This window comes from Paracidovorax anthurii (assembly GCF_003269065.1).
Classification (GTDB): Bacteria; Pseudomonadota; Gammaproteobacteria; order Burkholderiales; family Burkholderiaceae_C; genus Paracidovorax; species Paracidovorax anthurii.
The window spans coordinates 34,955-55,938 of sequence record NZ_QLTA01000033.1; the positions used below are offsets into that span (position 1 = coordinate 34,955).

Genomic DNA, 20,984 nt, shown 5'->3' on the forward strand with positions numbered 1-20,984 from the left:
CATGACCCTTTCCCCCCAAGCCTTCATCTGCGACGCCGTCCGCACGCCCTTCGGCCGCTACGGCGGCGCGCTCTCCGGCGTGCGCACCGACGACCTGGGCGCGATCCCGATCCAGGCGCTGATGGCGCGAAACCCCGGCGTGGACTGGGCCGCCGTGGCCGACGTGCTCTACGGCTGCGCCAACCAGGCCGGCGAGGACAACCGCAACGTGGCCCGCATGAGCGCGCTGCTGGCCGGCCTGCCCGTCGAGGTGCCCGGCGCCACCATCAACCGCCTCTGCGGCTCGGGGCTGGACGCCGTGGGCTCGGCCGCGCGCGCCATCCGGGCGGGCGAGGCGGGCCTGATGATCGCCGGCGGCGTGGAGAGCATGAGCCGCGCGCCCTTCGTGATGCCGAAAGCCGAAACGGCCTTCAGCCGCGCCAACGCGGTGCACGACACCACCATCGGCTGGCGCTTCGTCAACCGGCTCATGAAGGCGCAGTACGGCGTCGATTCCATGCCCGAGACGGCCGAGAACGTGGCCGATGACTACGGCATCGAGCGCGAGGCGCAGGACCGCATGGCCCTGGCCAGCCAGCGCAAGGCCGTGGCCGCCCAGCAGGCCGGCCACCTTGCGCGCGAGATCGTGCCCGTGACGATTGCGCAGAAAAAGGGCGACCCGGTCGTCGTCCACCAGGACGAGCACCCGCGCGAAACCAGCCTGGAGGCGCTCGCCCGGCTCAAGGGCGTGGTGCGCGAGGGTGGCACCGTGACGGCCGGCAACGCCAGCGGCGTGAACGACGGCGCCTGCGCGCTGCTGCTGGCCGATGAAGCCACCGCCACCCGGCACGGCCTGGCGCCGAAGGCCCGCGTGGTGGGCATGGCCGTGGCCGGCGTGGCGCCGCGCGTGATGGGCATCGGCCCCGCGCCGGCCACGCAGAAGCTGCTGCAGCTCACCGGCCTCGCGCTGGACCAGCTCGACGTGATCGAACTCAACGAGGCCTTCGCCGCGCAGGGCCTCGCCGTGCTGCGTCAACTGGGCCTGAAAGACGACGACGAACGCGTGAACGCCTGGGGCGGCGCGATCGCGCTCGGCCACCCGCTGGGCGCCAGCGGCGCGCGGCTGGCCACCACGGCCGTCAACCGGCTGCACGCCACCGGCGGGCGCTACGCGCTGTGCACGATGTGCATCGGCGTGGGGCAGGGCATCGCCGTGATCCTGGAGCGCGTATGAGCACCCCCGCCGCGACCCCGGTGGCCGTCGTCACCGGCGCCAGCAACGGCATCGGCCGCGCCATCGCCGAGGCGCTGCTCGCGCAGGACCGCGCGGTGGTCAACCTCGACTACGCGCTGCCCGACTGGCGCCATCCGTTGCTCACCTCCTACCAGGCCGATCTCACCGACGAGGCCGCCACGCGCGAGGCCGCGCGGCAGATCGCCGAGCTTCACTGCGTGACGGCGCTGGTCAACAACGCGGGCGCCACGCGCCCGGGCAGCATCGACACGGCCACCACCGATCACCTGGGCGACGTGGTGGGCCTGCACCTGCGCGCGCCCCTGCTGCTGGTGCAGGCCTTCCTGCCCACGTTGCGCGCCTGCGGGCACGGGCGCATCGTGAACATGGCGTCGCGCGCGGCGCTGGGCAAGGGCGAGCGGGTGGTCTATTCGGCTACCAAGGCCGGCATGATCGGCATGGCGCGCACCCTGGCCATGGAGCTGGGCCGTGACGGGATCACCGTGAACGCCATCGGCCCGGGGCCCATCGCCACCGAACTCTTCCGCCGGAGTAACCCCGAGGGCGCGCCGCAGACCGAGCGCATCCTGCGGAGCATCGCCGTGGGCCGCATGGGCACGCCCGAGGACGTGGCGCGCGCGGCGCTGTTCTTCCTCGCGCCCGAGAACGGCTTCGTCACGGGCCAGGTGCTCTACGTGTGCGGCGGCACCACGCTGGGCGTGGCGCCCGCCTGAGCGCGCCGCGCCACGCCTCTTTTCCCCATACCTATTCCAACGCCGTTCCAGGAGACAAGCACCATGACGCATTCCCGCGCCGCATCCCTTCACGCGCCGGCCGCCCGCCGCACCTTCGTGCGCAGCGCGCTGGCCCTCGCCGCGCTCGGCGCCGCCGCCGCGCTGCTGCCGCGCCCCGCCGCCGCCCAGGCCTATCCGAACAAGCCCGTGACCATCATCGTGCCCTTCGCGGCCGGGGGCACCACCGACATCCTGGCGCGCATCGTCGCGCAGGGTATGGGCGCGGAGCTGGGCCAGTCGGTGGTGGTGGACAACCGCGCCGGCGCGGGCGGCAACATCGGCGCGCAGGTGGCGGCGCGCGCGCCGGCCGACGGCTACACGCTGTTCATGGGCACCGTGGGCACGCACGCCATCAACGCGGCGCTCTACAGGAAGATGCCCTTCGACCCCGTCAAGGACTTCGCGCCGCTCACGCGCGTGGCCAACGTGCCCAACCTGCTGGTCGCCAACCCGGCCCAGCCCTTCAAGAGCGTGCAGGAGCTGATCGACTACGCGAAGGCGAATCCGGGCAAGGTGAACTTCGGCTCGTCGGGCAGCGGCAGCTCCATCCACCTCTCGGGCGAACTCTTCAAGAGCATGGCCCGGGTGGACATGGTGCACGTGCCCTACAAGGGCAGCGCGCCGGCCGTGAGCGACCTGCTGGGCAACCAGATCGCCATCATGTTCGACAACATGCCCTCGGCCATCCCGCACGTGCGCGCGGGCAAGCTGCGCCCGCTGGCCGTGACCACGGCCAGGCGCTCGCCCGAGCTGCCCGACGTGCCCACCATCGCCGAAGCCGGCGTGCCCGGCTACGAGGCCACGTCGTGGTTCGGCATGTTCGCGCCGGCCGGCACGCCCGCGCCGGTGATCGCCAGGCTCAACGCCACCATCGTCAAGGTGCTGGCCCAGCCCGACACGAAGAAGAAGCTCGCCGAGCAGGGCGCCGAGGCCTACGGCGAGACGCCCGCGCAGTTCGCCGACTTCATCCAGAAGGAGAGCGTGAAGTGGGGCAAGGTGGTGAAGGAGTCGGGCGCGAGCGTGGATTGATACGGCTTCGCAATCAAAAAGATAACGGCGTTGCTTCGCTTTGCCGTGCTGCTGCACTGTCTGCAGCTTCGCGCCTTGTTCTCTCTTTGATTGCAAACCCGTATGACGGGCGCGGCCGGCGGGCCGCTCACCACATCCTGCGCAGTGCGTTGTCCCGCCGGATGAAGGCGTGCCACAAGGCGGCCGCGATGTGCAGCCCGATCACCCAGTAGAACGCCGTGCCGAGCCACTCGTGGGTTTCCTCGAACACGGTGGCGAGATCCCTGTCCACCCACGCGGTGGGCCACGGGATGGCGGCCGTGGTGAAGGGCAGCCCGATGCCGCGCCCGCTGAGCAGCCGGCAGGCCATGCCCAGCAGCGGCTGCACGACGAGGAAGGCGTAGAGCAGCGCATGCCCCAGGTGGGCGCCGATGCGCAGCGGCGCGGGCAGCGGCGGCTCGATGGGCGGCTGCGGCGAGCGCCAGCGCGCCACGAGCCGCAGCACCACCAGCAGCAGCACGATCATGCCGAGCAGGAAGTGCGACTCGACCATCAGCAGCCGCAGGTCGCTGCCGCGCTCGAAGGCGCGCCGCAGGTTGATGGATGCATAGGCCAGCACGACGAGCACGAACATCGTCCAGTGCAGCCGGCGCAGCGTCGCCGAATATTTTTGTGTGGGGGACATCGGGGGCTCCTCGGAGTGGGGCTTCGTTCAGGGAACGCACTGACTGGCAGTGGCGCCGCAGTGTGCCACGCTGCGGAATCACCATGCCGCCCCGGCTGCGCTGGCCGGCGGGTGGCCAGCGGCGCCAGGCCTGGAAGCGTCGCGAAATCGGACACCGCATGTCCCCGGTTCATCCAGTGCACCGTTGCGTGAATCGGTAAGTGCTTGATTCGAAAGGCGTGCATGCATGGCATGCAACGTGAATGGGAAGACACCCATGGCGCCATGTCAGGCCGCCGGAGTTCACCGATGGCCGATGGCGTGCATCTCGACGATCCGATTCCCTTTCCCGAGAGCGCGGTGGACGCTCGGTGCCGATGAGGTCGCCGTCGCGCAAGCACTGCGGCACGCTGGTGCGGTGGGGCCTGATCGCATGGGGCTGCGGCACGGGCGCGTTGTGCTTCGCGGGAACGGCGGATGCCACGGCGGACGTACCGGCGGCAGGGACCCTCTGGCGGGTCGATGCCGGCCTGGCTCCGAATGCGCCTGCGTCCGCCGCGATGGCTTCCGGCACGCAGACCCTCGCATCGCTCAGCGACCTGGCGTTGCGCACCCATCCGTCGACCCGCGCGGCCTGGTCATCCGCGCTTGCCGACCTTGCCGATGTGGATGCGGCCCGTGCCTTGCTCCGGCCCGCCATCAGCGCCGTGGCCCCGCTGGCACTGAACCACGGGTCGGGAGCCGCCGCGGGCGCGGCGGCGGCATCGGGTGGAGCGGGGCGCACCTTCTCGCCCAGTGCGGGTCTGGCCTGGGTGCTGTTCGACTTCGGCGCGCGTGCCGCGGGTGTCGAAGCGGCACGCTGGCGGGCGGCCGCCAGCCAGCTCGGCTACGACCGCGAGTTGCAAACCGTGGTCAGCGGTGTCGAGCAGGCGTATTACAGCCTGCTCGGGGCGCGGCGGCTCGAAGCGGCGCTGCGGATCGGTGTCGATGCGGCGCATGCCAGCCTCGATGTGGCCCAGGCGCGGCACAGCGCCGGGCTTGCAACGATCGCCGAGACGGCACAGGCGGAGGCGGCGCTGGGCCAGGCCCGGTTGCAACTCGTCCAGGCGGGCGCGAGTGCGCGCATCGCCAATGGCAATCTGGCCAATGCCGTGGGCGTGCCGGTGACGACCCCCATGCTGCTCGCCGACGACTTCACCTTCGAAGCGCCGCCACCGGCTCCGCGAATCGACGACCTTCTGGAGGCGGCCCACGTCTCGCGCGCGGATCTGCTGGCGCTCGACGCACAGGTACGCCAAGGCGAAGCCGAGGTTGCCGCCGCGCAGGCACAAGGCCTGCCCAGCCTGGCGCTGTCGGCACAGGTGGGCCGCCAGTGGTCGGGTCGGGGCTTGGCCGGCGCCACGCAGCAGGTGGCTCTGACGCTGACCATCCCTCTCTTTGACGGCGGGCTCGCGAGTGCCCAGGCGAGGGCGGCGCGTGCGCGGGTGGATGCATTGACGGCGCAGCGCGAGCAACAGCGCCAGGCGATCGACCTCCAGGTCTGGCAGAGCTTTCAGCTTGCCAGCAGCGGCGAGGCGACGATCGCGAGCGCCGAATCGTTGCTGCGCAGCGCTCAGGTCGCCGAGGACGCCGCGCGCGAGCGCTACCGTAGCGGCGTCGGCCTGCTGCTCGAACTCCTGACGGCACAGAGCACCGCGGCGCAGGCACGCGTGAGCCTCGTGCAGGCACGCTACCAGGCCCAGCTCGCGATGGTCCAGCTGGGCTATGCGGTCGGCGCCAGCATCGGACCTGCGGTTCCCGCGCCGCGCTCGTCCCTGGTGCCTCGCACTTCCTCGCCGGCAGGGTGACATGAACGACACAGGCGTTCCTCCTTCTCGCGGTGTTGCCGCACGGCGATCGCATCGCACGGCGTGGCTGCTCGGCATCGGCCTGATGGCGTGCGCCGCGGCCGTGGCCTGGTGGCTCTTCGGCCGCAAGCCGGCGGCGGCCGCAGCGCCAACGAAGCCACTGGTGCAGGTCACGGCGGTCACGCGGCGGGCGATGCCGGTCGTGCTGCAAAGTGTCGGCAAGGTGGTCGCGCAGGCTTCGGTCGAGATTCGTCCCCAGACTGGCGGTGTTCTTCGCCGCGTCTTCATCCACGACGGCGATCGGGTGGTGGCGGGCCAGAAGCTTTTCGAGCTGGAAACCCAACCGCTCGCCGCATCGCTCGCGCAGGCGCGCGCGCAGTTCGTACGCGACAAGTCGCTTGCCGACGACGCGCGCGACGCCGCTGCCCGGCTCAAGCCGCTGGCCGACAAGGAATACGTCACCGCGCGCGAATACGAGGCGGCCCTCAACATCCAGCGTTCGCTCGAAGCGGCCGCGGCCGCGACGCGAACGCTGATCGACCAAGCCCGCATCGCGCTGACCTATGCGACGGTCAGCGCGCCGATCTCCGGCCGTGCCGGCGCCGTGCTGGTCAAGCCCGGCACGCTGGTCACGGCCAACAACCCGACCGCGCTCGTCGTCATCAATGCGATCCGTCCGGTCGAGGTGGCCTTCGCGCTGCCTCAGGAGTCCCTGCACCGCCTGCAGGATGCGATGTCGGACCTGCCGCCGGGCGCGCGGCTGGAGGTCGAGGCGCGGGACAGCCTGACCCAGAAAATGCGTGCGAGGGGCGAACTCGTCTTCGTCGACAACGCGCTCAACGACGTCGCCGGCACGATCGGTCTCAAGGCGCGCTTCTCCAATGCGGACGAGGCGCTGTGGCCCGGCGAGTTCTATGCGGTACGGATCACGCTGAAGGTCGATGCCGACGCAGTGGTGCTGCCAGAGAGCGCATTGCAGCCGGGGCAGGGTGGGGCGTTCGTCTACGTCGTCGAAGGCGGCACTGCGAAGGTGCGCAGGGTCCAGACCGATCGGGTGGTCGACGGCCGTGTCGTCGTCACGTCCGGCCTGTCGGGTGGCGAGACGGTCGTCACGGCCGTGCCCACCGATCTTCGGGACGGCAGCAGGGTGCAAACGGAACCGGCGGCCACGGCAGCGCCCGCCGCAGCCACCGCGAGCGGTGCGCCATGAACTTCACCGCGATCTTCATCCGGCGGCCGGTGATGACGGCCATCCTGATGAGCGCACTCGTGATCTTCGGCGGATTCTCGTTTTTCCGCCTGCCGGTCAACGAGTTGCCGAACGTCGATTTCCCGACGATCAGCGTCAACGTCAATCTGTCGGGCGCGAGTCCGGAGACGATGGCCAATTCCGTCGCGACGCCGCTGGAGCGAAGCTTTTCCGGTGTCGAAGGCCTGGACTCGATGGCATCGACCAGCACCACCGGATCGACCCGCATCGTGCTGCAGTTCAAGCTCGATCGCAACATCGACGCCGCAGCGCAGGACGTGCAAAGCGCGCTGTCGCAGGCGCAGCCGCTGTTGCCCGCCGGCATCGAACCGCCCGAGCTGAAGAAGACGAATCCCAGCGACGCGCCGGTGATGCATCTGGCGCTGAGCTCGAAGACTTTGCCGCTGGCGGACCTGAATCAGTTTGCCAAGGACCGGGTGGCGTTGCGCCTGCAGACCGTCCGCGGCGTCGGGCAGATCGACGTGAACGGCGCGCAGCGCTATGCCGTGCGTGTCTATGTCGATCCTCGGGCGCTGGCGGCACGCCGGCTGGGCTTCGACCAGGTCGTCTCGGCATTGCAGTCCGGCAACAGCAATGCGCCTGTCGGCACGCTCGACGGCGCCGCCCGCACCTACACCGTCAAGGCCGATGGCCAATTGCACGACGCGGCCGGGTTCGGCCGGCTGGTGCTGGCCTACCAGAACGGCGAGCCGGTGCACGTGAGCGATGTCGGGCGTGCGGTGGACAGCGTCGAGAACGTGAAGACATCGGCGTTCGTCAACCAGCAGCGCGCGATCGAGATCAACATCCACCGGCAGCACGGTGCCAACACGGTGGCCGTGACGCGCGCGGCGCAGCAGGCGCTGGACGGCATCCGCGCGAGCCTGCCGGGCGATGCGCAACTGCAGGTGCTCTACGACCGTGGCGACTACATCCAGTCCAGCATCCGGGATGTCGAGATCACGCTCGTGGTTTCGTTGGTGCTTGTGGTGCTGGTGATCGTGCTGTTGCTGCGCAACCTGTCGGCGACATTGATCGTCGCGCTGGTGCTGCCGACTTCGCTGATCGGAACCTTCGGGGCGATGGATCTGCTCGGCTTCAGCCTCGACAACGTCTCGCTGCTGGCGCTGACGCTGGCGGTCGGGCTGGTGGTGGACGACGCGATCGTCGTGATCGAGAACATCGTTCGCCACCTCGAGACGGGCATGTCGCGCGAAGAGGCCGCGCTTGCCGGTGCGGCCGAAATCGGTTTCACGATCGTCTCGATCACCCTGTCGCTCGCGGCGGTGTTCCTGCCGATCGTGTTCATGGGCGGCATCGTCGGCCGGCTGTTCTCGGAGTTCGGCGTGACGATGGCGGTCGCGGTGCTGCTGTCGGGAGCGGTTTCGCTGAGCCTCACGCCGATGCTCGCGAGCCGCTACCTGAACACGCAGCGCAGCGTGTTCTTTCTCTTTCGCTGGTTCGAGGCCGGTTTTGCCCGCGCGCTGCGCGGCTACGAAGGCAGTCTTGCCTGGTGCATGGACCACCAGATCGCCATGGTGCTGGTGTCCGGCGCCGTGCTGCTGGGCACCGGCGCGGCCTACGTGGCGGTGGACAAAGGTTTCATCCCGAAGGTCGATTCCGGCAAGATCGACGGCAACACGCGGGTTGCCGAAGGCACGCCTTACCCGGTCTTTCTGGAGCAGCAGAACCGGATTGCGAAGATCGTCCAGGAGAATCCGAACGTTGCCGCCGTGATGTCCGTGATCGGCAGCGACGGCACGCTCGCCACCAGCGGCCGGCTGCTGATCGGCTTGAAGCCGATCGGCGAGCGCAGCGAATCGGCCGATGACGTGATCCAGCAGATCCGCGAGAAGGCCAGGTCGGTGCAGGGCATGGAGCTGCTGCTGCGCAACCCGCCGGCGATCGAGATCGGCCCGCCAGCGAATACTGCGGTTCAGTACGTGCTGCAGGCCACGTCCACCGATATGCTCTATCCGGCGTCCGACACGTTCATGCGGCGGCTCGCCACCGTGCCGCAATTGCAGGACGTCAACACCGATCTGCAGATCCGGAATCCGGAGATCCGCGTCGATCTGCGGCGCGACCAGGCTTCCGCACTCGGCATAACGCCCTCGCAAGTCCAAAGCACCCTGCAAAGTGCCTATGGCGGGCGCCGGGTGGGTTTCATCTTCGGGGCGACCGACCAATACCCCGTGCTGCTGGAGGTCGACAAGCGCTTTCAGTCGGACATCAACGCACCGGGCTCGCTCTACCTGGCGGGCCGCAGCGGCGACATGGTGCCGCTCGGTGCCGTCGCGCGGATCCGGGACGATGTCGGCCCGGTCGCGATCAATCACTATGGCGGCCTGCCCTCCGTGACGCTGTCATTCAACATGGCACCCGGCGTCGCGCTCGGCGAGGCGACGAACGCGGTGCATGCGGTCGCGGCCTCGCATCTGACGCCGCAACTGTCCGGCAACTTCGCCGGCACGGCGCGGGCCTTTGAGGATTCCCTGCGTGATTTGCCGGTGCTTCTCGCCGTCACGGTGCTTCTGATCTACATGGTCATGGCCGTGCTGTACGAGCATTTCGTCCACCCGGTGACGATCCTGACCGCGTTGCCCCTGGCGGGGTTCGGTGCCTTGCTGATGCTGTGGCTGTTCCGTCAGGAGCTGAACCTCTTCAGCTTCGTCGGCCTGATCCTCCTGGTCGGGCTGGTCAAGAAGAACGGGATCATGATGGTCGATTTCGCGCTGGGCCGGATGCGAGGCGGCGACCGCGGGGTGAAGCCGGCACGCGACGCGATGCTCGAAGCCTGCGCCACACGCTTTCGACCGATCATGATGACCAGCCTGGCCGCCATGCTCGGCACGCTGCCGATCGCGCTCGGAATCGGGGCGGGCGCGGAGTCCCGGCGACCCCTGGGCATCGCGGTCATCGGCGGGCTGGTGTTCTCCCAACTGCTGACGCTGTACATCACGCCGACGTTTTTCGTGACGATGGAACGCTTGCTGCGCAGACGGTGGGCAGTGCGGTGAAAAGCCCTGGGTGCCGACGCACCCTGGAAAGCGAAGCCGGGGCCGCGTCAGCCCCGCAGGGCCTGCGCCGCGAGGCCCAGCACACACCCCAGGATGCCGGCCGCGCCCAGGCGCCGCGCCCAGCGCAGGCTGCCCTCGGGCCACTGGTTCATCGCCAGCGTGAGGCCCCAGCCGAGCGCCATCCACGCGGCGGGCACCAGGGCCAGGCCCGCTGCCGGCCCGGCCGCCGCCACGGCCGCCGTGCCTTGCAGGGCCAGCGTGAGCAGTGCCGCGGCCAGGGCGCCGTGGCGTGCCCGGGGGCTGCCCTCGCCATCGCCCCAGGCGCGGGTGGGAACGGCGCGGGCCCATTGGCAAAGCGCCGCCAGCGAGGCCAGCGCGGCGCTGGCGCCGAGAAGCTCGTTCATCCCGCGCTCCGCGAGGGCGTGGCCGCCATGCCGTGCACGGGGGCGCGGATCGCCTGCGCCGCGGCGACGGCGCACAGGCCCGCGGCCAGTGCCCAGTGCGCCAGCCCGGCCCGAGCCGCAAGCCCCGCATAGGCCAGCGCGGCCAGCGCCCACAGGACCGCGCTGGTGCGCGGCAGCCACAGGCGCAGCGTGGCCGCCGGCAGCGCGACCAGGCAGGCCAGCAGCAGCCCCAGCATGCCCGCGGGGCGTGCTGCGCCCGCGGCGGCCAGGTGGGCGATCCGGAAGGATTCGAGCGCCAGGCAGCCCGCCAGCCAGAAGGGCAGGTGGGCGGCCATCGTCTGCAGGCGATGGCGCCACGGCCGCGCGCGCGCCAGCCCGGCCTTGTGCGCGGGGCCCGGGGCCCGCGCGGGGCGCGCCGCCTGCACCCGGTCCGGCCCGATGAACGCCGCGGTGCCGGCGCATGCCAGCCCCAGCACGGCCATGCTGGCGAGCATGGCCGGGGCCTGCGGCGCGCCGAGCGCCCAGCCCGCGCCGCCGGCCAGTGCGAGCAGCGCGCCGGCGGCCGCCAGCGCCACCCGCCACAGCGTGGTGGCGCGCTGCGCCAGGGCTGCCAGCAGCGCCGACATCAGCAGCCAGCCGGCGATCAGGGTCCACACGGCCCAGGCGGGGCGCAGGGCGAGCGGTTCCAGGCCGGACGGCGGCCACAGGTGCAGCAGCATGGCCGCCAGCAGCGCGGCGGGCACGGTGGCGTGCAGGGCGATGTAGAAACGGGCCATGGCGGTGCGTGCGCGGATGCGTTCAGGAGGCGGCCGCCGGGGCCCGCGTCTCGCGCTGCCGCTGCCGGCGCGCATCGAGCCAGATCAGCGTGCCCGAGACCGAGAGGAAGGCCGGCGTCATGCCCAGGATGAAATACAGCCACTTGAGCGCGAGCCCGCCGAAGTCGCCGAAGTGCAGCGGCTCCATGAGCCCGTCCACCAGCGTCCAGAAGCCTGCGTTGCGCGGGTCCTGCACCTGCCGCAGGGTGCCGGCGGCGTCGAACCCGATCCGCGCGTTGCTCGCCAGATGGCCCGCGATGCCGCCGGTGAATTCGGCCTCGGCCGCGCTGGTGCCCCAGCGCTGCAGCGAGACATAGCGCGTGCGCAGGCCCGGCACCGCCTGGGCGGCGGCGGCATGCAGGGTGTCCAGCGAGGGCATGGGCGCGGGCCGGGCCAGGGGCTTCGGGGCCGGCTGCGCCGGGGCGGCGGCCACGTAGGCCCAGCCCTGCACGAACAGGGGCGCGAGCCCCAGCCACGCGCCCGTGGCCGCGATGAGGATGTGGAAGCCCAGCCCCCAGATGCCCGCCGACTTGTGCAGGTCGGACATCACCACGCGCAGGCTGCGGCCCCAGCGCTGCGTGAACAGCTCGGCCAGGATCTTGCGGTGGATGACGATGCCGGTGGCGATCAGCACCAGCATCGCCACACCGAGGAAACCCACGATCCAGCGCGGCCCGAAGAACAGGAACACGTGCAGCATGCGCAGGTACTGGCCGAGTTGGCTGTCCACCGGGCCGATGACGGCGCCGGTGTCCGGCCGCAGCGCGATCTTCGTGCGCTGCGCGGCGGGCGCGCCGGCCTCGCGGATGAAGGCGAAATAGGCCGGGCTGACGGCATCGGGCAGCGCGATGGCGTCCACCGTGGCGCCGGGGTAGCGGGACAGCAGCTGCTCCAGCACGGTGTCCAGCGGCGCGGGCCGGTCCGGGCGCGGCAGCTGCGCCAGCGACGGGTTGGCCCACAGGTCGATCTCGTTCTTGAACACCACCACCGCGCCCGAGAAGCACACGATGCACAGCAGCAGGCCCGTGACGATGCCGGCCCACGAATGCAGCGTGAGCAGGCGGTTGAGTGTGCGCTGGCTGGGCATGGCGCAAAGGGTGTGCTGGATGGCGGGGCGCACGGGGCGCCCCGTGCGTGTCAGAAGAAGTAAGTCAGTCCGAGGCTGAAGCTGCGCGGCAGGGCGGGCGACACCACGTTGGCATTGATCGCGCCATCGTAGTAGGCCTTGTTGAACACGTTCTTCACCCCGGCCGTGATGCGGTAGCTGGGGCCGGAGTATCCGATGGAGAGGTCGGCCACGGTATAGGCGGGCAGGGTGAAGGGGTATGAGCCGATCTGCTCGCTCACGTAGCGGGCGCCGGCGCCCAGGGTGAGCCGGGGCATCTGCGGCACCTTGTAGGTGGCCCAGACCGCAACCGTGTGGCGCGGCGTGAGGTTGAGCGGCCGGCCGATGAGGGTGGTGTCGTTGTCGCGCGTGACCTGGGTGTCGGTGTAGGTGTAGGCGCCGGTCAGCTTCCAGTTCCGCTGCAGGTCGGCGCCCACTTCCAGCTCCACGCCGCGCGCGCGCTGCTCGCCGGTCTGCACGCTGAAGCCGGTGTTGACGGGGTCGGCGGTGGTCACGTTGCGGCGCGTGAGGTTGAAGAGCGCCAGCGAGCCGGTGAGTTGGCCGTTGGGCGCCTCGTACTTCAGGCCGGCTTCCCATTGCTTGCCGGTTTCCGGCACGAAGGGCGTGCCGGCCACGGTGGTGCCCGCCACCGGCAGGAACGATTCGCCGTAGCTGGTGTAGGCGGCCCAGCCCAGCGTGAATTCATACACCAGCCCGGCCGACAGGGTGGTGGCGGAATCCTTCTGGCGCGTCTTCTGGCTGGCGAGGCGGTCGTTGATGTCGTGGGTGGACCCGTCGCGGCGCAGGCCGACCAGGGCCGTCCACTGCGGGTTGAACTTGATCTGGTCCTGCGCGTACAGGCCCATCACGGTGAGTTTTTCGGGCGCGTCGGCCGAATAGCCCGTGGGGCAGGTGGCGGTCATGCCGTACACCGGATTGAACAGGTCGAGCGCGCCGATGGTGCAGCGCCGGTTGGCCAGCCAGCTGTGCCCGGTGCGCGCGTCCAGCCCCGTCACCAGGCGGTGCTGCACGCCCAGGGCCGAGAAGCTGGCCAGCAGCGAGGTGTCGGTGGCCAGGATGTCGTCGTCCATGTACTGGCGCGTGGCATTGCGGTTCTGCAGGCGCCGGTTGGCCTGCAGCGCCTGGTTGGCGACGAAGTTGCCGGTGCCCTTCTCGGTTTCGTATCGCACGTTCTGGCGCAGCGTGAACTGGGGCGAGAAGCGGTGTTCCAGCGCATAGCCCACCGAGGTGCTTTCCACGTCGTAGCCGCCGAAGGCCGGGTCGCCCGTGAACAGCGTGCGCGAGAGCGTGCCGTTCGGGTTGGGCAGCACGGTGCCGTAGGGCGAGATGCCCTGCTGGCGCATCCACTGGCTGGTGCTGTAGGTGGCGAACAGCACCAGGTCGGTCTGCGCGCCCAGGTCCAGCGACAGCGAGGGGGCGACCCAGCGGTCGCGCCGGTAGACGAAGTCGGTCGGATCGTCGCTGTTGGCCACCTGCGCGTTGATGCGCAGGGCGGCCTTGCCCGATTCGTTCAGCGGCCGGTTCAGGTCGGCCTGCAGCGTGCGCTGGCCGAAGCTGCCCACCTCGACGCCCACCTCGCTCAAGGCCTCGCGCTTGGGCCGCTTGCTCACGGCGTTGACGATGCCGCCGGGCTGCACCTGGCCGTACAGCACCGAGGCCGCGCCCTTGAGCACCTCGAAGCGCTCGTAGCCATACGGGGTGAGGCGCGTCCACATGCCGGGGCTTTGCACCAGGCCGTCGATCAGCACCGATTCGGTGGAGCGGAAGCCCCGGATGTTGATGTCGTCGAAGCCGCGCCGCCCGAAGTTGACGGGGCTCACCCCGGCCACGGTCTGCAGCGCCTGCTGCAGGTTGGTGATCTGGCGCGATTCCATCTGCTCGCGCGTCACCACGCTCACCGACTGCGGCGTCTCCAGCCGGCGCATGGGGGCCTTGCCGGCGGTCTGAGCCTCCACGGGCGCGAAGCCCACGTCCTTCTCGGTGCTGGCATTGATGCGCACCTCCTGCAGCTGCACCGCCGGGGCTCCGGAATCGGGGGCGGTGCCTGCCTGGGCGAATGCCGCTTGAGAGAGGCACAGCGCCAGGGGCGTGAGCGCGCACCAGCGCAGCGGACGGGCCGGGAAAGGACGCAGGAAGGCGGTGGCAATGGCGTGCTTGACCGCCGTGCCGAAACGGGGGTGGACCATGGAGAGAGGCGAGAGAGAAAAGCCGCTGGACGGGCAGCACGTGTGTGCCGGCCGGGGCGAAGAAAGATGCATGAATTATATTGAGAATAATTCGTATTTAAATTGATGTAAAGACGACGGCGAGGATTCCGACCCTGCTGCCTGAGGGGCGGAACGGGCCGATGCGTCAGCCGCCCAGGTCAGCCGCCCAGGTCAGCCGCCCAGGTCAGCCGCCCAGGTCAGCCGCCCAGGTGGCCCGCGACCCAGGCGGCCACGGAGTCGGCGCTGCGGAATTCGTCGCACGCGCGGGCGGGCGTGCCGGGGTGGCGGGTGTTCCACATCCGGGCGAGCGCCTGGCCCGGGCCCACCTCCAGCACGCAGCGCACCCCGCGCGCCTGCAGGTTCTCCATGCACTCGTCCCAGCGCACGGTGCGGGCGATCTGCGCGGCCAGCGCGTCCCGGGCCTGCGCCGCGGTGGCGATGCGGTCGGCCGCATTGCTGAACAGCGCGGTGCGCGGGCGGGCGAAGGGCACGTCTTCCAGCACCTGCCGGAAGGCCTCGGCGGCGGGTTGCAGGGCGGGCGTGTGCGAGGCCAGGCCCACGCGCAGGCGCGTGCAGCGGCCGCCCTGCTGTACGGCCAGTGCCTCGGCCTGTTCCAGCGCGGGCGGAGGGCCGCCGAGTACCACGCTGTCCGGTGCGTTGCGGATCGCCACCGCCAGTCCGGTGGCCCGCAGCAGCGCGTTGAGCGCGGCGGGCGCCAGGTGGCTCACACCCAGCAGGCCGCCGGGGTGCCCGGCCGCGCAGCGGTCCATCGCTTCCGCGCGGGCCTGGGCCAGCGACAGGGCCGTGGCCGCATCGAACAGGCCGGCGGCGCTGAAGGCGGCCAGCTCGCCCACGCTGTAGCCGGCCACGGCGGCGGGCGCGGGCAGCCGGGGGGCCAGCTGCTCCCAGGCGGCCAGGGCCAGCCCGGTCAGCAGCACCTGGGCATGGGTGTTGCGCGCGGCCCAGTCTTCCTGGTGCAGTGCATCGCGCCAGCCGGGCACGCCGAGCCGGTGGTTCACCGCGCGGGTCAGCCCGTCGTCGGCCAGCCAGGGCAGCATGCCGGGGTGCTGCAGGCCCTGGCCGGAGAACACGAGGGCATAGCTCATCGCGCGGGCGTCGTGATGCGCTCGATCCAGCAGGCGGCGGCCAGCAGGTCGGCCGCGCCGCCGGGCGAGAGCCGGCGTGCGACGAAATCGCGGCCGATGGCCTGCGCCGCCTCCAGCCCGCCGGGCCGTGCCGCGCCGCCAGCGGCCAGGAAGTCGCGCGCGCAGGCCTGGGCATGGCGCAGGCCCTGCAGGCCGCCCCGGTGGACGAGGTTGCTGTCGTCCAGCACGGCCATCACGGCGAACAGCGTGTCCAGCCGCGCGGGCTGGGCGCCGAGCCCGCGGGCCCGCGCGGCGCGCAGCGCGGGCACGGCGGTGTCGAACAGCACGGGAAAGCCGAGCGCCGCCTCCTGCGCCGCGCCGCGCAGGCCATGGCGGCGCGCGGCGATGCCGCCCGGCAGCCGCGGTGCTCGCTGTGCGCGCGCCGCCAGCGCTGCGCCCCAGCGCTCGCGCAGCGTGGCGCGCAGGGCCTCGGGCCGCAGGGGCGCGCCGTCGCGCGCCAGGGCCCCGGCCGCCGCGCACAGCAGGCCCAGCGTGAAGATCGCGCCCCGGTGGGTGTTCACGCCGCCCGTGGCCGCCGCCATGCGGGCCTCGGCCTCGATGCCGCAGCGCTCCAGCGCGGGGAAGGCCTCGCCCGCGTGGCCCAGCGCGGCGATGCGCACGAAGTAGCCGCGCAGCGCGAACAGGCTGCGCAGGAAGGTGCGCGCGTCCATGTCGGCGTGGCTGCCGTTGTCGGTGAGCGTGACCAGCCCGGGCTTGGGCGAGAGGGCCAGCTCGTCGTAGAGCGCGAGCGTGGCGGCGCGGCCGATGGCCTGCGGCGCAGGGCAGGCCTGCGCGGGCGAGGGCGCGTGCCACCGCGCGGCGGCGCTCATGGCGCGGCCTCCGCGGCGGTTTCCCGCACGGGCCAGAACGCCCCGTGCGCGATGTGCGCCCCGCCGATGCGCTTGACCAGCACGGACGCGGTGCGCCCCGCGCGCCAGGCGCTCCATTCGCGCCAGGCCACGGCGGCGCCGTCGGGGAACATGATTTCCCCGTCGAGCCGCAGCGGCGCCTCGGGGAAGGCCCGCAGCCGCTCGGCCACCGCATCGGCCTGCGCGGGGCCGGACACGGCGATGCACAGGTCGGCATCGGAGCCGGGGCGCAGGTGGTCCAGCCCGGTGATGAGCTGCCAGCCGTGGCTGCCGTAGATGCGGGCGGGCGCGCCGCTGTCGGCGAGCGCGCCGCACAGCCGGTCCCAGGCGGCACGGGAGCCGGCCGGCAGCAGGGGCCGGGCGCGCGGCGCGGGCGGGAACGCGTCGAAATACAGGATTTCCGTGCGCGCGACCCGCAGCGCCAGGCGGCACCGGCCCCAGCGGCCGGGCGCGGGCAACCCCAGCGCGAGGGTGCCGGCGGGCCTGGGCGGCTGGGTGGCCACGACGAGCGGCAGACGCTGGGCGGACCAGTAGGCCAGGCAATCGTGCATGGCACCGTCCCCGCCGGCGGCGAGCTGGCGCTGCCAGCCGGCGTCGGACAGATAGGCCAGCTGGTGGCGCTGCAGGGGCACGGCGGCGGGCGGCATGGCGCGGCAGGGCCCGTTCAGGCGGCGTCCAGCACGCGCTGCGCCACGGCGGCGGCCAGCCGGCGGCCGCCACGCGCGGCGCCGTCACGGGCGCGCGTGTCCTCGGTGGGGGCCTGCGCCAGGGCCTCGCGCAGCGCGGTGGGCAGGTCGCCCCGCCAGAGCGAGCGCACGCCGCCCATGGCCACGTAGTTGTCCACGCCGGGCGCGAACACGGGGTTGGATTGCGACAACTCCGAGAGCATCGCCTCGGGCAGCTTGGTCACGCGGGCCATCGCGGGAATGCGCATCACGCGGATCTCGGCCTCGGGCAGCGCATCGCAGGCGTCGGCGATCAGCCCCGAGGTGATGAAGCCGCCCGAGAGCGCCTGGTCATAGACCAGCCCGAGCACGCGGTGGCCGTGCCGCCGCGCGAGGTCGATGGCCATTCCCAGGTGCGCCATGGCGCGGTTGATGCCCAGCAGCTCGTCGCGCCGGCGCAGTTGCTGGCCCTGCGTGTCGATGAGCAGCAGGATGGGCCAGCCCGGATGGCGGGCCACGGTGTCGAGCACCACGCGGGCCTGTGCCAGCGCCAGCCGCACGCCGATGGGCGCGTGGTTCGTGGTGCCGATCACGGCCAGCGGCTGGCCGTCGAAATCAGGCGTGCCCGAGAGCAGGTCGCCATCGGCCGTGATGCCGTGGCCGGGGCCGAAGAGCTGTTCGGCCAGGGTGTTCCATTGCATGGGGGCTCCTCGTTCGGTCGTCAGGCGGGGCGCAGCGCCTGCACGGCGGCCACGTCCAGGTCGGGCACGCGGGCGGCATCGGCCACGCCCAGGGCTTGCCAGAGCGCGGTGGCCTCGTCGGCCGGGGCGCCGTCCGGCAGGTGCTCCAGGGCGGCCATGCGCGCGGCCAGCAGCGCGTGCTCGGCCTCCAGGGCCTGCAGCGTCACGGGCCGGGCCCCGCCGCCGGGGGCGCGCAGGGCGTCGATGGCGGCGGCGCGGAAAGCCGCCACGTCGTCTTCGACCAGCGCATCGCAGTCGCCCGTGAGCCAGCGGTGCTTGCCGCCGCTGGTGCGCCAGACCAGGGCGCGGTCGCGCGCGTCGTATTCCTCCACGCCGTGCGAGGCCTCGATCACCTCGGGGCCCGACATGGCGAGCCGGCCCACGTCGCTCATCACCACGTGGTCGGCGCAGCGCGCCACGATGCCCATGCCGCCGAAGCAGCCGTTGGCGCCGCCGATGAGCACGATCACTGGAATGCCGGCGGCCCGCGCATCCAGCACGGCGCGCATCACCTCCGAGACGGCGATCAGGCCCGCGTTGGCCTCGTGCAGCCGCACCCCGCCCGACTCGGCCAGCAGCAGCACGGCCGCGGGCCGGTCGCGCAGCGCGCGCCGCAGCAGGCCCGTGAGCTTGGCGCCGTGCACCTCGCCCACGCCGCCGCCCATGAATTCACCCTCCTGCGCGGCCACGAAGACGGGCTGCCCCGCCAGCGTGGCGCGGCCGATGGCCACGCCGTCGTCGAAGGCCGAGGGCACGCCCAGCTGCGCCAGGTGTGGGCTGGTCAGGCGCTCGGCCGGCGGCAGCCATTCATGGAAGCTGCCGGCATCGAGCAGGTGCGCCAGGCGCTCGCGCGCGCTGCATTCCGCGTAGCTCAGGCTCATGTCCGCGCTCCCGGCAGGGCGGCCACGGCCTGGTCGAGCCGCAGGCCCACCACGGCGGGCGTGGCGCCCATGTCGTTGATCGACAGGCGCACGCCGGCCAGCGGGTGGCGCGCGTGGAAGTCGTCCAGCACCGCCTGCCAGATGGGGCCGAAGCCGCGCGCCGAGGTTTCCACGCGCACGGCGCAGCCGGCGCCCTCGGCCGTTTCGAGCAGCACTTCGAGGTTGCCCGAGCCGACCACGCCGACCAGCACCGGCGGGAAGGCGCCGGCCGGCCGGCCGCCGGAGAAAGAGAATTCGAGGGTTTCGAGCCCTGCGGGGATGTCGCTCATTCTTGGCTCCTTAGAACGTGTTCAATGCCTTTTTGGAGATCGCGTCGGAGCGCAATCGGGATGAGTGGATGCTTCGGATGCGCCGCATGGGCTCGCGCCCATGCAAGCAGCCGGGGCGTCCAATCGCCCGATTGCGCTCCCACCCGAAGGGCAAGTGCCTTTTCGGGCGGTCTGCGGCGTTGCGGCGTTTGCCGATAGCCGAGCTATCGGCGGCACACCGCGCCTTGCATCCCCTCCCGAAAACACACTTGCGCGACTCGAAAAAGACATTGAACACGTTCTTACCAGTTGCGGAAGCGCCGGGGCGGCTGGTAGAGCCCGCCCGAGGCGCGCACGAGGTCGCGCATGCTGCGCGCGGCCAGCAGGTTGCGCGTGGCCTCGCGCGGGTCGATGCCCAGGTCCTGCGGGCGGCGGATCACGCCGCGGTCGCGCAGGTTCTCCACCGCGCGCCTGTCGCGCGCCAGGCCCACGGCGGTGTAGCCGGCCACGCCGCGGATGGCCTGCTCGCGTTCCTCGTCGGTGCGGCACAGCAGCAGGTTGGCGATGCCTTCCTCGGTGAGGATGTGGGTCACGTCCTCGCCGTAGATCATGATGGGGGGCAGGTCCATGCCGGTCTGCTCCTGCAGCGTCCAGGCGTCGAGCCGCTCGACGAAGGCGGGCTGCATGTGCTCGCGGAAGGTCTCCACCATCTGCACCACGAGTTTTTGCCCGCGCGGTGTGCCGGCCGCACCGCTGCGGCCCGCGCGCGCCTCGCGCCCGGCCTGCAGCCAGGCGGCGCTGGCGTGCCGGCGCCCGCGCGCGTCGGCGCCCATGTTGGGCGCGCCGCCGAAGCCGGCGATCCGGCCCAGCGTGGCGGTGGAGCTGTTGCCGTGCAGGTCGATCTGCAGCGTGGAGCCGATGAACAGGTCGCAGGCATAGTGGCCGGCGGCCTGGCAGAACGCGCGGTGGCTGCGCAGGCTGCCGTCGGGGCCGGTGAAGAACACGTCGGAGCGCGCGCGGATGTAGTCCTCCATGCCCAGCTCGGAGCCGAAGGAGTGCACCGATTCCACCCAGCCCGCCTCGATGGCCGGGATCAGCGCCGGGTGTGGGTTGAGCGCCCAGTGCCGGGCGATCTTGCCCTTCAGGCCCAGCGATTCGCCGTAGGTGGGCAGCAGCAGTTCGATGGCGGCGGTGTCGAAGCCGATGCCGTGGTTCAGCCGCTGCACGCCGTAGCCGGCATAGATGCCCTTGATGGCCATCATCGCCATCAGCACCTGGATCTCGCTGATCTGCGCCGGATCGCGCGTGAACAGCGGCTCGATGAAGTGCGGGCGCGGCGCCTGCACCACGAAGCTCACCCAGCCGGCCGGGATGTCCACGCGCGGCAGCGGGGTGCTGCGGCCATCGACCATCTCGTTGACCTGTGCGATGACGATGCCGCCCGAGAAGGCCGTGGCCTCGACGATGGCGGGAGTGTCCTCGGTGTTGGGCCCGGTGTAGAGGTTGCCCTCGGCATCGGCCGCCTGCGCCGCGATCAGCGCCACCCGGGGCGTGAGGTCGATGAAGTAGCGCGAGAACAGCTCCAGGTAGGTGTGGATGGCGCCGATCTCGATGCGCCCGGCCGAGGCCAGCCGCGCGATGCGCGCGCCCTGCGGGCCCGAGAAGCTGAAGTCGAGCTTCGAGGCGATGCCGTTCTCGAACACGTCCAGGTGCTGCGGCAGCGCCAGCACCGACTGCACCATGTGCAGGTGGTGCACGCGCGCGGGGTCGAGCGCCACCAGCGCGTCGGCCAGGAAGTCGGCCTGCTTCTGGTTGTTGCCTTCGAGGCAGACGCGGTCGCCGGGTTCGAGCACGGCTTCGAGCAGCGTGCCGATGGCCGCCGCATCGACCCGCTTGCCCGCCAGCGGCGTGCCCCGCTCGGCCAGCGCGCGCTCGGCCCGCGCGAGCCGGGCGGCGCGGTCGTTGGCGCGGGTGTTCCAGTCTCTGGGGTTCATGGCTGTGGAATGAAAAGGTGGAGGAAGAAGGCCGG

At 71.6% G+C, this 20,984-nt stretch carries 18 protein-coding genes; 6 read left to right on the top strand and 12 right to left on the bottom strand.

Translation table 11 applies throughout. The features are described from left to right. Position 1: 1 nt before the first annotated feature. The 3 genes from pcaF to AX018_RS15725 all read left to right on the top strand — a co-directional run bounded on the left by pcaF (position 2) and on the right by AX018_RS15725 (position 3,036). Positions 2 to 1,213: a 3-oxoadipyl-CoA thiolase gene (pcaF, locus tag AX018_RS15715; protein ID WP_111878936.1), complete on the top strand. Its 1,212-nt coding sequence runs from the start codon at positions 2 to 4 to the stop codon at positions 1,211 to 1,213. Then, positions 1,210 to 1,947: an SDR family NAD(P)-dependent oxidoreductase gene (locus AX018_RS15720; protein ID WP_111878939.1), complete on the top strand. Its 738-nt coding sequence runs from the start codon at positions 1,210 to 1,212 to the stop codon at positions 1,945 to 1,947. The genes pcaF and AX018_RS15720 overlap by 4 nt, the downstream gene beginning before the upstream one ends. A 63-nt stretch (positions 1,948 to 2,010) precedes the next feature. After that, entirely contained in the window at positions 2,011 to 3,036 is a 1,026-nt protein-coding gene (locus AX018_RS15725; RefSeq protein WP_111878942.1) for a tripartite tricarboxylate transporter substrate binding protein, read from the top strand. A 127-nt stretch (positions 3,037 to 3,163) separates the two neighbouring features. Here AX018_RS15725 and AX018_RS15730 read toward each other — a convergent pair whose 3' ends face one another. Beyond that, on the bottom strand, positions 3,164 to 3,700 hold the full coding sequence (locus AX018_RS15730) for a cytochrome b (protein ID WP_111878945.1): 537 nt from the start codon (positions 3,698 to 3,700) through the stop codon (positions 3,164 to 3,166). Between the two features lie 356 nt (positions 3,701 to 4,056). On the opposite strand from AX018_RS15730, the gene AX018_RS15735 reads away from it, so the two are divergent. From AX018_RS15735 to AX018_RS15745, 3 genes are read left to right on the top strand one after another with little or no spacing between them, the layout of a single operon-like run. Next, positions 4,057 to 5,526 carry a TolC family protein gene (locus tag AX018_RS15735; RefSeq protein WP_170146281.1) on the top strand — a complete coding sequence of 490 codons (1,470 nt, stop codon included), beginning with the start codon at positions 4,057 to 4,059 and terminating at the stop codon, positions 5,524 to 5,526. A 1-nt stretch (position 5,527) separates the two neighbouring features. After that, positions 5,528 to 6,736 carry an efflux RND transporter periplasmic adaptor subunit gene (locus AX018_RS15740; RefSeq protein WP_170146282.1) on the top strand — a complete coding sequence of 403 codons (1,209 nt, stop codon included), beginning with the start codon at positions 5,528 to 5,530 and terminating at the stop codon, positions 6,734 to 6,736. Further along, entirely contained in the window at positions 6,733 to 9,795 is a 3,063-nt protein-coding gene (locus AX018_RS15745) for an efflux RND transporter permease subunit (protein ID WP_111878952.1), read from the top strand. Before AX018_RS15740 ends, AX018_RS15745 begins: the two co-directional genes overlap by 4 nt. A gap of 47 nt (positions 9,796 to 9,842) precedes the next feature. Here the strand turns inward: AX018_RS15745 and AX018_RS15750 are convergent, their stop codons facing one another. The 11 genes from AX018_RS15750 to mdcA all read right to left on the bottom strand — a co-directional run bounded on the left by AX018_RS15750 (position 9,843) and on the right by mdcA (position 20,949). After that, on the bottom strand, positions 9,843 to 10,199 hold the full coding sequence (locus AX018_RS15750) for a hypothetical protein (protein WP_111878955.1): 357 nt from the start codon (positions 10,197 to 10,199) through the stop codon (positions 9,843 to 9,845). Beyond that, a complete protein-coding gene (locus AX018_RS15755) occupies positions 10,196 to 10,975 on the bottom strand; it encodes a hypothetical protein (RefSeq protein ID WP_146749338.1) in 780 nt (259 codons plus the stop codon). Before AX018_RS15755 ends, AX018_RS15750 begins: the two co-directional genes overlap by 4 nt. A 22-nt stretch (positions 10,976 to 10,997) precedes the next feature. Then, positions 10,998 to 12,101, bottom strand: a complete 1,104-nt coding sequence (locus AX018_RS15760) for a PepSY-associated TM helix domain-containing protein (RefSeq protein WP_111878961.1) — start codon at positions 12,099 to 12,101, stop codon at positions 10,998 to 11,000. A gap of 50 nt (positions 12,102 to 12,151) precedes the next feature. Next, positions 12,152 to 14,326: a TonB-dependent siderophore receptor gene (locus tag AX018_RS15765; RefSeq protein WP_111878964.1), complete on the bottom strand. Its 2,175-nt coding sequence runs from the start codon at positions 14,324 to 14,326 to the stop codon at positions 12,152 to 12,154. 218 nt (positions 14,327 to 14,544) lie between these two features. Next, entirely contained in the window at positions 14,545 to 15,453 is a 909-nt protein-coding gene (locus tag AX018_RS15770) for an ACP S-malonyltransferase (RefSeq protein ID WP_111878967.1), read from the bottom strand. Continuing rightward, positions 15,450 to 16,322: a triphosphoribosyl-dephospho-CoA synthase MdcB gene (gene mdcB, locus AX018_RS15775; RefSeq protein WP_111878969.1), complete on the bottom strand. Its 873-nt coding sequence runs from the start codon at positions 16,320 to 16,322 to the stop codon at positions 15,450 to 15,452. Before mdcB ends, AX018_RS15770 begins: the two co-directional genes overlap by 4 nt. Then, a complete protein-coding gene (mdcG, locus tag AX018_RS15780) occupies positions 16,319 to 17,008 on the bottom strand; it encodes a malonate decarboxylase holo-[acyl-carrier-protein] synthase (protein WP_111878972.1) in 690 nt (229 codons plus the stop codon). Before mdcG ends, mdcB begins: the two co-directional genes overlap by 4 nt. 17 nt (positions 17,009 to 17,025) lie before the next feature. Continuing rightward, entirely contained in the window at positions 17,026 to 17,727 is a 702-nt protein-coding gene (locus AX018_RS15785) for a biotin-independent malonate decarboxylase subunit gamma (protein WP_111878975.1), read from the bottom strand. A 20-nt stretch (positions 17,728 to 17,747) separates the two neighbouring features. After that, complete coding sequence (locus AX018_RS15790) at positions 17,748 to 18,647, bottom strand: biotin-independent malonate decarboxylase subunit beta (protein ID WP_111878977.1); 900 nt, start codon at positions 18,645 to 18,647, stop codon at positions 17,748 to 17,750. Beyond that, the gene (gene mdcC, locus AX018_RS15795) at positions 18,644 to 18,976 is read right to left on the bottom strand and encodes a malonate decarboxylase acyl carrier protein (RefSeq protein ID WP_111878979.1); all 333 of its coding nucleotides are present in this window, start codon (positions 18,974 to 18,976) and stop codon (positions 18,644 to 18,646) included. The genes AX018_RS15790 and mdcC overlap by 4 nt, the downstream gene beginning before the upstream one ends. Before the next feature lie 281 nt (positions 18,977 to 19,257). Further along, positions 19,258 to 20,949 carry a malonate decarboxylase subunit alpha gene (mdcA, locus tag AX018_RS15805; RefSeq protein WP_111878981.1) on the bottom strand — a complete coding sequence of 564 codons (1,692 nt, stop codon included), beginning with the start codon at positions 20,947 to 20,949 and terminating at the stop codon, positions 19,258 to 19,260. Between the last annotated feature and the right edge of the window lie 35 nt (positions 20,950 to 20,984).